General features: G+C 45.0%; 14 protein-coding genes and 2 pseudogenes. 8 read left to right on the top strand and 8 right to left on the bottom strand.

Annotation, left to right across the window (positions count from 1 at the left end; genetic code table 11):
- Nucleotides 1-23: 23 nt before the first annotated feature.
- On the bottom strand, nucleotides 24-509 hold the full coding sequence (gene accB / locus ACFQ2O_RS15445) for an acetyl-CoA carboxylase biotin carboxyl carrier protein (RefSeq protein ID WP_377529513.1): 486 nt from the start codon (nucleotides 507-509) through the stop codon (nucleotides 24-26).
- 3 nt (nucleotides 510-512) lie between these two features.
- Entirely contained in the window at nucleotides 513-1,076 is a 564-nt protein-coding gene (gene efp, locus ACFQ2O_RS15450) for an elongation factor P (RefSeq protein WP_377529516.1), read from the bottom strand.
- 311 nt (nucleotides 1,077-1,387) lie between these two features.
- Between efp and ACFQ2O_RS15455 the strand changes: the two genes are divergently transcribed.
- From ACFQ2O_RS15455 to ACFQ2O_RS15475, 5 genes are all read left to right on the top strand, one after another.
- Complete coding sequence (locus tag ACFQ2O_RS15455; RefSeq protein ID WP_377529521.1) at nucleotides 1,388-2,674, top strand: glycosyltransferase family 87 protein; 1,287 nt, start codon at nucleotides 1,388-1,390, stop codon at nucleotides 2,672-2,674.
- Nucleotides 2,675-2,779: 105 nt separating this feature from the next.
- On the top strand, nucleotides 2,780-3,559 hold the full coding sequence (locus ACFQ2O_RS15460; protein WP_377529524.1) for a TIGR02757 family protein: 780 nt from the start codon (nucleotides 2,780-2,782) through the stop codon (nucleotides 3,557-3,559).
- Between the two features lie 371 nt (nucleotides 3,560-3,930).
- On the top strand, nucleotides 3,931-4,755 hold the full coding sequence (gene proC, locus ACFQ2O_RS15465; RefSeq protein ID WP_377529527.1) for a pyrroline-5-carboxylate reductase: 825 nt from the start codon (nucleotides 3,931-3,933) through the stop codon (nucleotides 4,753-4,755).
- Between the two features lie 365 nt (nucleotides 4,756-5,120).
- On the top strand, nucleotides 5,121-6,212 hold the full coding sequence (proB, locus tag ACFQ2O_RS15470) for a glutamate 5-kinase (RefSeq protein WP_377529531.1): 1,092 nt from the start codon (nucleotides 5,121-5,123) through the stop codon (nucleotides 6,210-6,212).
- Nucleotides 6,213-6,215: 3 nt separating this feature from the next.
- Complete coding sequence (locus ACFQ2O_RS15475) at nucleotides 6,216-7,463, top strand: glutamate-5-semialdehyde dehydrogenase (RefSeq protein WP_377529535.1); 1,248 nt, start codon at nucleotides 6,216-6,218, stop codon at nucleotides 7,461-7,463.
- 61 nt (nucleotides 7,464-7,524) lie between these two features.
- Here ACFQ2O_RS15475 and ACFQ2O_RS15480 read toward each other — a convergent pair whose 3' ends face one another.
- The 6 genes from ACFQ2O_RS15480 to ACFQ2O_RS15505 all read right to left on the bottom strand — a co-directional run bounded on the left by ACFQ2O_RS15480 (nucleotide 7,525) and on the right by ACFQ2O_RS15505 (nucleotide 11,358).
- The gene (locus tag ACFQ2O_RS15480; protein ID WP_377529538.1) at nucleotides 7,525-7,938 is read right to left on the bottom strand and encodes a PaaI family thioesterase; all 414 of its coding nucleotides are present in this window, start codon (nucleotides 7,936-7,938) and stop codon (nucleotides 7,525-7,527) included.
- A gap of 21 nt (nucleotides 7,939-7,959) precedes the next feature.
- On the bottom strand, nucleotides 7,960-8,343 hold the full coding sequence (locus tag ACFQ2O_RS15485) for a DUF3037 domain-containing protein (RefSeq protein ID WP_377529541.1): 384 nt from the start codon (nucleotides 8,341-8,343) through the stop codon (nucleotides 7,960-7,962).
- Nucleotides 8,321-9,124 carry a HipA family kinase gene (locus tag ACFQ2O_RS15490; protein ID WP_377529545.1) on the bottom strand — a complete coding sequence of 268 codons (804 nt, stop codon included), beginning with the start codon at nucleotides 9,122-9,124 and terminating at the stop codon, nucleotides 8,321-8,323. Before ACFQ2O_RS15490 ends, ACFQ2O_RS15485 begins: the two co-directional genes overlap by 23 nt.
- Nucleotides 9,125-9,190: 66 nt before the next feature.
- Nucleotides 9,191-9,652 (bottom strand): GNAT family N-acetyltransferase, encoded by a 462-nt coding sequence (locus tag ACFQ2O_RS15495; protein ID WP_377529549.1) that lies wholly within the window; start codon nucleotides 9,650-9,652, stop codon nucleotides 9,191-9,193.
- 76 nt (nucleotides 9,653-9,728) lie between these two features.
- Nucleotides 9,729-10,568 carry a glutaminyl-peptide cyclotransferase gene (locus tag ACFQ2O_RS15500; protein WP_377529551.1) on the bottom strand — a complete coding sequence of 280 codons (840 nt, stop codon included), beginning with the start codon at nucleotides 10,566-10,568 and terminating at the stop codon, nucleotides 9,729-9,731.
- A gap of 223 nt (nucleotides 10,569-10,791) precedes the next feature.
- On the bottom strand, nucleotides 10,792-11,358 hold the full coding sequence (locus tag ACFQ2O_RS15505) for an MATE family efflux transporter (protein WP_377529555.1): 567 nt from the start codon (nucleotides 11,356-11,358) through the stop codon (nucleotides 10,792-10,794).
- Between the two features lie 118 nt (nucleotides 11,359-11,476).
- On the opposite strand from ACFQ2O_RS15505, the pseudogene ACFQ2O_RS15510 reads away from it, so the two are divergent.
- The 3 genes and pseudogenes from ACFQ2O_RS15510 to ACFQ2O_RS15520 form a co-directional block, all read left to right on the top strand.
- A pseudogene (locus tag ACFQ2O_RS15510) lies at nucleotides 11,477-11,587 on the top strand (transposase-like zinc-binding domain-containing protein); the annotation flags it as partial.
- Between the two features lie 54 nt (nucleotides 11,588-11,641).
- Nucleotides 11,642-11,872 carry a hypothetical protein gene (locus tag ACFQ2O_RS15515; protein ID WP_377529558.1) on the top strand — a complete coding sequence of 77 codons (231 nt, stop codon included), beginning with the start codon at nucleotides 11,642-11,644 and terminating at the stop codon, nucleotides 11,870-11,872.
- Between the two features lie 75 nt (nucleotides 11,873-11,947).
- Nucleotides 11,948-12,100, top strand: a pseudogene (locus tag ACFQ2O_RS15520) (IS1 family transposase); the annotation flags it as partial.
- Nucleotides 12,101-12,232: the final 132 nt, after the last annotated feature.

Here is a 12,232-nt window from a genome sequence, read left to right on the forward strand (position 1 = left end):
ATTTATAATTTTAGATTTCTAATTTAAGAAGGATCTACCAGGAATAGTGGCTGATCGTACTCAACAGGAGAGGCGTTGTCTACCATCACCTTTACAACCTTACCTGATACTTCAGATTCGATCTCGTTGAACAGTTTCATGGCTTCGATGATACAGATTACCTGTCCTTTCTTTACTTCGTCACCCACGTTTACAAACACAGGCGTTTCTGGGCTGGAGGCACGGTAGAAGGTACCGATCATAGGTGCTTTTACAGCTATGTACTTGCTGTCGTCAGAAGCAGCCGGGGCTGGCGCAGCGGCTGGAGCCGGGGCAGCAACAGCTGGTTGTGGCGCAGCGGCTGGAGCAGGGGCAGCCTGGGCCGCAGCACCAGAGTCTTTCACATACTTCACCTTCTGGTCCGGATCACGCTTAACCGAGATCTTAAATTCTTCTGTTTCGATGTTAACTTTATTCAAGCCAGATTTGGCGATAAAGTCAATCAGGTCCTGGATTTCTTTCGCTTTCATGTTTTATTTAACTCTTTCGGCGTATGAATACGTACGAGTATCTACTTTTATTTTTTCGTCCTGGCCAATAAACAGCGGCACCTGAATAGTAGCGCCTGTCTCAACAATGGCTGGTTTTGAAGCGTTTGTAGCTGTATCACCTTTCAAGCCCGGCTCAGTATAGGTAATTGTCAATTCCACAAATGGAGGAATGTCGCAGGTAAGCGGCGTCTCTGTTTCAGCATGGAAAAGAATAGTAACTTCCTGGCCTTCTTTCATCAAGTCTGCAAAAGGCACCATCGCCTCTTCCAGAGAAACCTGCTCAAATGAGTTCAGGTCCATAAAATGATAACCAAGATCATCTTTGAAGATATATTGGTGCGGGCGCTGCTCTACACGGGCAGTCGTGATTTTATGACCGGCCGAGAAGGTGTTATCCAGCACCTTTCCGGATCTAACATTCTTCAGCTTAGTTCTAACGAACGCTGGGCCTTTTCCTGGCTTAACGTGCTGGAAATCGGTAACAACGTATAGATCGTTGTTATACTCGATTACAACACCATTTTTAATATCAGCTGTGGTTGCCATACAAGTAAACTTGGTTGTATCCTTAATAAGAAGGTAAAACTATGCTTGATTTTGTTGTCTTGCAAACCAAAGTTACTTATTCTGCTGAAATTGTCGCTATAGCTGCTTCTGTTTCCTGCTGTTTCTTTCGTTAGCTGTTGTGTTTACAGTGTATGATATGGCAAGTAATCTAAGTTATCTGCTGCCTCCTGCTATGATCTGCCTGTATTTTAGGAGCTATTTCGATGCTTGGGTTTTTAGTTAGAAACTATTCTGTTAATTTTAACATTTTAACTGGTTCTGAATAGGTTAAGCATTATCATTACCCACTTATGCAGCAAATACTAGCTAAGCTAAGATTCCCTTTTAAGTTCGTGCTTTTTGGAGCAGCCGTTTGCCTTGCTCTTTTTGTAGCGGAGCATATTAATGGCCGCTTTCGCATGAACGACTTTAAAGTATACTATGAGGCGGTGCAGGCTTTTCTGCACGAGAACCAGGTATATGGCATAGCGTTCGGTTTAGATACAGGCTTTTATAAGTACTCTCCGGCTACATTGCTTCTTTTTACTCCTTATAGTCTGTTTAGCTTCGAAACAGCCCGCATACTTCATTTCTTGCTGCTTACGTGCTGCTCCATAGGGGCTGTTGTTTTCCTGTACAAACTGGTTAATAATTACCTGTTTCAAATAAAAGGCAGGAACCGATTGTTAGCCGGTGTCTTTGTCTGTGTTTTTATACACCTGTTTCGGGAGCTACACCTTGGTAACATCAATATTATACTTCTGTTGCTGGTGAGCGGCGGTGTATACTATACGCTGAAGTCAAAGAACCTGAGAGCAGGATGGCTTTTTGCCTTCGTTATAATAACCAAACCGTATTTTCTGCTTTTGCTGCTCCCGCTGGTTATGCATCAGAAAAAGAAGGTGCTGCTGCACATGGGGCTGGCACTTTGTTTACTGGTGCTCATTCCATCGGTTTTCATTGGATTTGCTGACAACATCAGGCTGCACCAGGAATGGGTACAGTCTATGATGGCGCACGGCAGCTATTTGGTAAGCGTCAATACAATAGAATACCTTGTTCATGACTATACTGATCTGGAGCCTCTTTTATACTTTGAGGTGTATCTTTTTACTTTCCTGGGCTTAATTTATACTTTGTTTTTCCTGCGTAACCGCAAAATCAACCTAAGTTTAGAGAAAGGCACTACCGGGTTTATGGAAAGAAGTTTAGTAGTAGAGTGCTTTTTGGTGATTGCCTTGATTCCTAACCTTGTTATAACCGATACAGAGCACTTTCTGCTTTCGCTTCCGCTTATAGTTATGCTGGCAGGGTATATCCAGGAGAAAAAAGACTATAAGCTGCTGGCAGGCTTTATCATTATTATGCTGTTTTACGGAGGCAATTCTTCTGACCTGCTTGGGAAGCACCTGTCCCGAAAGTTAGATTATTTTGGCGCCTTGGGTATCAGCAACCTTGTGCTGCTGTTAACTACTGTTTATTATTTCTACATCAAAGAAATAAGCCTCCTCAAATATCCTGCCTGGTCGGTAAAGCTTCGTAATTCTTTTTTGCCATCACAACTAGGTAATTTTGATGATAAAAACAGGTTGTTTTAATTTGATGATGGGCTATCAACCATTTCTCCAGCCGGTGGTAATGGGCAGGCGTTTAGTTTTGCTGCACATAGTATCCAGCCTGCCTGCTATCTAGTATACGTTTACATGGTACAACCAGAATTAGCTACTATAAAGGCGCTGCTCGATGATAGGGTAGAGAAGTATAACCAGCCAGACTTTATTCAGAACGATCCTGTTTCCATTCCGCATCGCTTCACTAAGAAGCAGGACATAGAAATCAGTGGTTTCTTTGCCGCCATACTGGCGTGGGGCCAGCGGAAGACGATCATAAACAACTGTATAAAGTTGATGGAGCTGATGGATAACGCCCCCCACGATTTTATACTTCATCACCAGGAGCAGGACCTGCCGAAGTTTCTGGGCTTTAAACACCGTACTTTTAATGATACTGACCTGCTGTACCTGCTGCATTTTTTCCGTTGGTATTATCAGAAACATGATAGCCTGGAAACGGCTTTTACAGGAGAGGGTAATGAACTGCAAACACAGCAGGCGCGGCTGGAACATTTTCATAACCTGGTTTTCAGCCTCGAAGATGCCCCGCAACGCACACGCAAGCATGTTGCCACGCCAGCCCGTAAATCAGCATGCAAGCGTTTAAATATGTACTTGCGCTGGATGGTGCGAAACGATAACTGCGGTGTTGATTTTGGCATCTGGAAAAAGCTGCCAATGAGCGATCTTGTATGCCCTTGCGATGTGCATGTGGAGCGAGTGGCCCGCCGCCTCGGCTTGATTACCCGCCCAAGTATGGACTGGCTTACCGCAGAAGAGCTGACAGCGCACCTCCGCACCTTTGATCCTGCTGATCCGGTAAAGTATGATTACGCGCTTTTTGGGCTGGGAGTAGAGGAGAAATTCTAAGACTTCCGAAAAACTTAACATTTTTTTAATTCTGTAGATATCCCAACTTCCGGAATGTTGCTGTCTTCAAAGCTTGTGCTCTTAAAACCCGCGCAGCAGCGGCAACAGGAAAAGTGCCGTTCAGGCGAATTAGGTGCAATTTTGTCTTCATTTTTACCTCTGGGATTTTAGTGGCTCTTAAGTGTGTATCTGTGATTTTTCCGCGATCAGATATGTGCTAATAATGCAATTCTAATTGGTTTAAATAGTTTTGTGCAGCTTTTGGCTGTTTTTATCTGAAGGTATATTTTTGTACTTTTGCATCTGAACCAACGTATTTTAAGAGCATGTCTGCCTGATGCAGGCACTGCAAAACACAATACATCTAACACATGCACACAGATAACGTAGCCATCCTAGGAGCAGGAAATCTCGGAAAATCAATTGCAGAAGGACTCTTTAGCAACGGACAATATCAGCCGGAAAATATCTATGTAACCAGGAGAAACACGAAATCATTACAAAGTTTAAAAGACCAGGGACTGCAGGTAACCAGCGATAATACCTTTGCTGTGAAAAGCTGCCGTTATATACTTTTATGCGTACAGCCAGCCCACCTGGAGCAGGTACTGCACGAAATAAAGCCATTTCTGGACCCGGAAAAGCACGTACTGTTAAGCGTAATAGCAGGTGTTACCATCGATTATATCAGAGACATTGTAGGTGACTTCGCTATTGTTCGTAGTATGCCTAATACAGCCATCGCTGTGCAGCAGTCTATGACGTGCCTTGCATTCAATCAGAAAGCAGCTTTGGTGGAAGACCATGTAACAGAAATTTTCAACTGCGTAGGTGAAACCCTCGTGATCGAAGAAGAGCTGATGGCCGGGGCTACAGTACTTTGCTCAAGCGGAATTGCCTTTAATATGCGCTTTATAAGAGCCGTAACACAGGGTGGAATTCAGTTAGGCCTTGATGCTGAAGATGCGCAGAAAATTGCTGTGCAGGTCAGCAAGGGTGCCTCTACTTTGCTTTCTATCAATAAATCTCACCCAGAGCAGGAAATTGACAAAGTAACCACTCCTGAAGGCTGCACTATTACCGGCCTTAACGAAATGGAGCACCAGGGCCTTAGCTCTGCCGTTATCAAGGGCTTGGTGGGCTCTCACAGAAGAATTCTTGACCTGAAGGAACAGCGCGAAAAAGAAACCGCTTAGTATTCAGGTATATCATAAGCTGTTTTGTAGCAGGCTCGGTAACCAAAAGTGCCGAAGAAAACTGCTGCAGAACAGCTTTTTTTATAGCTGGCCTGGTGCTTTCCAGTTCCTTTGAGGACAGTCGTTCTGACACCTGCCTGTGCTGATGCTAATCAGGTAAAAAAAGCTTTTGCCTAGGCCTGTGTTTCTTCATATATCTTCAAGGAGAATCAGGTTCTTGAATTATAAGCGGCTCTTGTTACTGGAGTCTGCGCGGCATAAGGAGGAAGATAGCATCTCAAATCAATCAATTTTAACGTTGAAAGCATAACGCAATAGGTTATCCTGTTGCAGCAAAATACTATTGCTTTTAAAATAAATAAAGTATGGATTATCAGCCACAGTTAGTCGTTGTGAAGATTGGCTCAAATGTGTTAACGCAGGAAGATGGATCTCCTGACAGAGACCGCATGGCTTCGCTTGTAAAACAAATAGCTTTTCTGAAAGAGCAGGGCCTGCAGGTGGTGCTGGTTTCGTCTGGGGCGGTTGCTTTTGCCAGAAACAACATCAAAATAGAAGACAAAACAGAGTCTGTTGTACGGAAGCAAATACTGGCATCGGTAGGGCAAATAGATATTGTTCAATCATACAAGGAGCTGTTTATGCAGGAGGGGCACCAGATAGCCCAGATTGTGGTAACGCCACAGGATTTTCTGTCGCGCCGGCACTACCTAAATATAAAAGATTGCCTGCTTGGTTTACTTAACCACGATATAATTCCCATCATCAATGAAAATGATGCTGTGGCAGTAACAGAGCTCATGTTTACCGATAATGACGAACTGGCAAGTATGACCGCCGCCATGATTGATGCTGACACTTTGCTGCTGCTAACCAACGTGGACGGAATATACAGAGGGCATCCGGATGACCCTGCCTCTAAGCTCATAGAACATGTTGGCCAAAAGACATCTGGTGTAAGCCGCTACATTGCTTCTTCTAAATCTACGTTTGGGCGCGGCGGCATGGCCAGTAAAATGAAAATGGCCCGCAAGGCAGCTTACTTAGGCATACATGTATACATCGCCAACGGCAACCGCGACAACGTGCTGGTAGATTTTTATCATAAGCGGCTAAAGGCAACTTACTTTGAGCCTGAATCAGCAAAGCCTAACCCTAAGAAATGGGTGGCGCACAGCGATAATTATACTAAAGGAGAGGTAGTGATAAACGAAGGTGCCAAAGAGGTGCTGCACGCTGAAGAGGCAGCCAGCTTACTGCCTGTGGGTATAGTAGGCATAGTGGGTAACTTTTCTAAAGGAGATATTATCCGCATCAAAGATGAAAACGGCGAAAAGCTAGGTCTCGGTAAGGCAGAGTACGGCTCTAAAAAAGCAAATGAGCGCATCGGCTTAAGCAACCAAAAGCCGATCATCCACTACAATTATTTATACTTGTTTAAATACCACAGCCTGTAAACTATGGAATTGGAAAAGACTTTTAAAGACGTAAAGCAAGCCAGCAGAAAGCTTACTTTACTTTCAGAGGATATCAAGAAAAAGGTACTGCAGGAGCTGGCTTCCAGAGCTGTAGAGGCGACAAATATTATACTGGAAGCGAACCAGCAAGACCTGCAGCGAATGGACACCAGTGATCCGAAGTATGATCGTCTTAAGCTGACTGAAGACAGAATTCAGCAAATTGCCGATGATATTCGCAGCGTAGCTACCTTGCATTCTCCATTGAACAAGGTGCTGCAGGAGCGTAAGCTGGAGAATGGGTTGAGTTTAACAAAAGTATCGGTGCCGCTGGGAGTGATTGGAATAATATATGAAGCACGGCCTAACGTTACTTTTGATGTGTTTAGCCTTTGCCTGCGCTCCGGTAATGCCTTGTTGCTAAAAGGAGGCAGCGATGCGAAAGACTCTAATACTGCTATCGTTAAAATAATTCACGAGGTGCTGGAGCAGAATGGTGTAGACAAAAACATCGTGCAACTGCTGCCGCCTAACCGCGAAGCAACGCAGGAAATGCTGCAAGCGGTAGGTTATGTAGATATCATTATTCCTCGCGGGAGCCAGGGGTTGATCAACTATGTACGTGAAAACTCTAAAGTGCCTGTGATTGAAACCGGCGCTGGTATAGTGCATACTTACTTTGATGAGTTTGCTGATTTAGCCAATGGAAAAGCTATTGTAGAAAATGCAAAAACCCGCCGTGTCAGCGTGTGCAACGCGTTGGATTGCCTGGTTATACATGAAGACCGACTCCCGGATCTAGCTGAAATAGGGCAGGGATTGGCTGCGAAAGGAGTGGAGCTTTTTGCTGATGCGCCTGCTTATGCGGCCTTAAAAGCTTCTTATCCTAAAGAAAAATTACATCAGGCAACGGAAGAGCATTTTGGAACAGAATTTTTATCGCTTAAAATGTCTGTGAAAACGGTGGGAGGCCTGGAAGAAGCCATAGATCATATTAATACAAACTCATCGCGGCACAGCGAGGCAATCATTTCAGAAAATGAAGAGCACGTAGATTACTTCCTGAAAGCTGTGGATGCGGCTGCTGTGTATGCTAATACTTCTACTGCCTTTACTGACGGTGCACAGTTTGGCCTTGGCGCTGAAATTGGTATCAGTACGCAAAAGCTCCACGCCCGAGGGCCTATGGGGCTAGACGAACTGACAAGTTACAAGTGGATAGTGAAAGGCAAAGGCCAGGTGAGGGCATAGCGTAAACTAACTACAAGTATAAAAGCCGCCTGTAATGTTATTGCAGGCGGCTTTTATCTGTTCAGCTCGATTGTCGCGGAGGTATAGAGTACGTGCCGACAGCATGTGCGACAGGATCTTTCATGTCTTCGGAGTAAATTGTAACTTCACCCACTACTAGTTTCTTGCCGAGCTTCATCAGCCTGCACTCGCCGATTATGTCGCTGGTGGCGGAGGGTTTGCGGAGAAAATTTATACTTAGGCTGGTCGTTACCGTAAGCGCCTCCAGGCCGATTTCACCAAGTATGGCTACATAAAGTGCTACATCTGCCACGGCCATCATGACAGGGCCAGATACTGTGCCACCAGGCCTTAGCTCAGCGGTACTTATTTTATGCTTTACCCTAGCCAATTTGTTTCCTACAGCCTCCACCGTCACCTTCGTTTGTGGAAACTCTTTTATCAGAAAAGCTGCTATTTCTTCTTTCAGGCTCATACTTATAGATTTGGAACTTGGCTACTGCACTAACTGCGCATATAGCTTCTCAAGCGTTTCCTGGGGTTCTGTGCATAGACCCGGGTGTACAGGAGATGTTTGTACCACTGTGCTGCGGGTAGACGTAAGCCAGCGAAAGCGTGAAGCAACAGGCAGGTTCCCGATGGTGCCACCTTCCTTTCGGCCAAGGCAAATTCGCTCAAAAGCACGCAGGCGCTCCTGTAGTTCCGCTACATCAACCTTATCAGAAAAGGAGCACAGGCGCTGCTCGTTCAACTTATACATCGCTTTCAAATATCCTTTAGAGGAGCAGTACAAAATAACGCCTACGTTGATAAACTCCTCCCGCTCCACGCACGGCACTACGCGAATAACGGCGTACTCAAATAAGTGCTTTTCTGGCATGCTGTGCTTCTTTAATAAATACGTTTGTATGAGAGAGCCTTGTCTCTAAAAATTTGCTGTACACGTTTCGGTGCTCACTTGCAGTTTCAAAGGGAGAGTCTGTGGTTAGTAACCATTCATCCGGAATAAGGGCAACAATGCCCTGAATACGTTCTGGTGTTAAAATATTGCGGAATTCTGCGTCAACAGCTTCTAACTCGGAGGCCTGTGGCAGCAGCACATGGTCTTTTACCTGCACAAAGGGGCGTTTGGCCTGCTCTTCCCAGTTATAACCCGCATGATGAAAATATAAGGCTGCGCCATGGTCAATTAGCCAGAGCTCTTTGTGCCACATCAGCATGTTGGTATTGCGAGGGGTGCGATCAACGTTTGTAACCAGACAATCAAGCCATACTATCTGAGAGGCAAGCGTAGCATCCACAGTAGTCACCAGCGCATCAAAAGTGATAGCGCCAGACAGGTAGTGGAGCGCCAGGTTCAGGCCTTCGCTGGCACGTAGTAAGTCTTGAATTTCTTCATCGGGCTCGGTTCTGCCAAACGCTTCGTCTAAGGTAGCAAACACTAGCTCAGGTACTTTAAAGCCAAGGGCACGGGCAATTTCACCTGCTAATAGCTCTGCAATAAGTGCCTTTATGCCTTGCCCTGCGCCACGAAATTTTAGAACGTATAAGAACTCGTCGTCAGCCTCTACAAGGGCTGGCAGCGAGCCGCCCTCGCGCAATGGCGTAACGTAGCGCGTTACCTCTACAGTCCGGAGAGCAGGCGGGGTATACTTTATCATATTGTTTTGTTCATGTAAGAGTGGATGTGGCAGGCGATTGCTTTTGATTGCTGTTTGCCACAAGCCTTAGTGTAACACGTGAGGAGTTTTCTGCATGCAAAGGCTGTTTTCTACACCTGCATACTGGCCGTAGTTTGGGATAAGGGTATAGCCGCTCTTCTGGTAAAGTTTGATGGCAGCCTGCTGCTTTATACCCGTTTCAAGTATACAGGAGGTATAGCCAAGTTCCACCGCCCAGGTTTCTAAGTCTTGTAAAATAAGTACGGCGATCCCTTCCCCTCGATGCGACTCCTTCACGAACATACGTTTAATTTCCATTGTGTCTGCCGTAAACTGCTTTATGGCTCCGCAGCCCACAGGGTCATTATTTTGATAAGCCACTAACACATGAAAAATTTTATCTAGCTTGTTATACTGGGCGTAAAAAGCATGCTCGTCGCCATCTTTCTCCTGTAAGTCCTGATCCAGAAGAACTACCAGGCTCCTGAAATCTGCATTGTCTGAATCCGTTCTGATAAGCTCAATCATCGGGTTGCTGTTTTGTTTTTAAGGTCAAGCTGAGTATTCATACTTGTAGAAAGCATACATCAGACACAGGAGAGGTTTAATGTTTAAAGCTGATTTCGTAAATGTTCGGCCACATTTTACCTGTGACAAATACCTGGTCTGTTTCCGGGTTATAAGCAATACCATTCAACTCAAGCGAAGCCGGATTTTTTTGAGCGGCATCCTGGGCAAGGGCTGTTAAGTATATCTTCCCGACTACCTGTCCGCTTGAAGGATCAATTTTAACAATGGTATTTGTCGTATACACGTTGGCGTAAATATAGCCATTGATATATTCCAGTTCATTCAGGTTTTTGAGGGGACCGTTATTGTCATAAACACCAACAACTCTTGCTTTTTGTAGGGTCTCCGGATCCAGGTAAGTTAGTTGACTGGTGCCATCGCTCATAATAAGGTGCGTACTGTCAGTCGTCATGCCCCAGCCTTCTTTGCTGGGAATAGTGAATTCCTGCAACTTTTCGAATGTATTCAAATCATACACAAAACCTACTTTAGAGACATAGGTTAGCTGGTAAAGCTTGTTGTTCAGGATTACGATGCCTTCGCCGAAGTATTTTTTCCTGTCCAGCTCTACTTTTGTGTCTATGTTTCCTGTGCTAAGATCCACTATGCCTACCAAAGACTTCGTGTCTGGCAGATCTGATGGTGAGCCCGTACTTTCGTAGAGCTTTCCCTCATGCACCAGCAGGCCTTCAGTAAAAGCGTTGGAGTCGTGTGGGTAGGCTTTTACTACAGCATAATTTATTTCGGCAGGGGCAGGGCCATACACTGTGCTAACAGCTTGGGTCGCTGCTTTTTCGTTTTCGTTGCCACAGCCAGCCAATGTGTTTATTCCTAGCAGGATAGCTGCGAATATACTTGTGTTGATGGTTTTCAAAGTATAGTTATGCTTTATTTTTGCTCTTACTTAAAGTACAGATGAAGTATAAGTATAACCTGTACTCATCTGCAACCTTCGATTCTGAAATTAAACTAATTGCTGCAAATTTAAAAGAAAAGGCTTTGTCATGTTAAGTTTAAACTGGATGTTGAAATTAAGAGCCTGTTTAAAATAAACGCTTTGCAAGCAAAAACCAAGGCTAAAAAAACTCTTACTTACCCTATAGATGCGTCTTTTTCCAGGTTCCGCGCCTGAACAACCACCAGCTTATTAAGGCATGAAATGAGTGGCAAAACGCGATGGCTATAAAAACACCTGTAGCAGCGTAGTCTAAGTAAATAGACATAGTATCAGCCAGTGGTATCTCGAGAATTAAAAGTACTGCGATATTGATAAGCGCTGGCGTTTTAGTATCGCCGGCTCCGTTAAAAGCCTTTACCATCACCATGCCTAAGCCAAAGAAAACATAGCCTAAGGTAATGATCTGGAGAGCTTCTGTGGCTATATTTACTACCGCTGCATCGTTCGTGAAAAAGCCAGACAAATGCTTTCCATAAAGTATAAAAATCAGCATGAAAGTTGCCATCAGGATCATATTGTAGCGTGCTGTCAGCCACACGGCCACCTCCGCTCTTTTGGCTTTGCGTGCGCCCAGGTTTTGGCCCACCAATGTTGCAGCTGCTGAAGATAAGCCCCAGGCAGGAAGAATGGTAAAGGTAATAACACGAAAAGCGATGGTATAGCCGGCAAGCGTGCTGCTGCCAAACTCAGCAATTAATCTGGTCATGAATATCCAGCTGGCAGAATCAATAAGATACTGCCCTACACCGCCTGATGAAAATTTGGTAGTGGTTTAAAAAGTATGATGGAATAAAAAGAGGCTGCGAAGGGTTTAAGGAGATGGAATGTGCGAGATTCTCATCAAGGTAAACTGCCCTCACTGCCAGAGCGGCAAGGTAGTAAAAAACGGAAAGAAAAGGAATGGGCAGCAGAACTTGCTGTGCCGTCACTGCCGAAAGCAGTTTCAGCCCAGTTACCAGAATAAAGGAGCAGGCTCAGCCATAAGACAGGTGATACTGCGGCTTTTGGAGGGAAATCCGGGCCATGGAGGAGCTCCTCGGCATCAGCAGGAGGTGTGTTCTGGACAACCTATACAGGCAGGGGAGCCGATCGGCACAACACCATTACACATCCATCCGGATAGACCAGGTATGGGTTTTGTGGGCCGACGCAAGAACGGGAAATATTGGCTGCTGCATGCCTACACCTCGGAGGCAGATGAAATGTTGGCCTACAGGTGAGGCGGCTGAAGCGCCGAAACAGTCCGGGCAACTGCTTAAAAGTTTCAGGACGAGGAAACCGGTGAATACTGCACCGACCATTGGAAAGCATTCTTGAAAGTAATGCCGCTGGAAAAGCATACTATCGGAAAAGCCTACACTAAAAACATAGAAGGCGTCAATACCCGCATCAGGGCCAGAAACAGAAGGTTTACAAGAAACACTACCTGCTTCTCGAAAAAGAAGTAAAACCATCTGGCCGCTTTGAACCTGATGTTCAATTACCTAAATCAGCAGAATGCCACTCCTTCTTTTAAACCACAACGCGCTTTCTTTTCTCAGTGATGGCAATAAACTAAGGCATCATTTTTTAAAAGTTAT

Origin of the sequence: Pontibacter rugosus, from assembly GCF_042678745.1 — a bacterium.
GTDB lineage: Bacteria > Bacteroidota > Bacteroidia > Cytophagales > Hymenobacteraceae > Pontibacter > Pontibacter rugosus.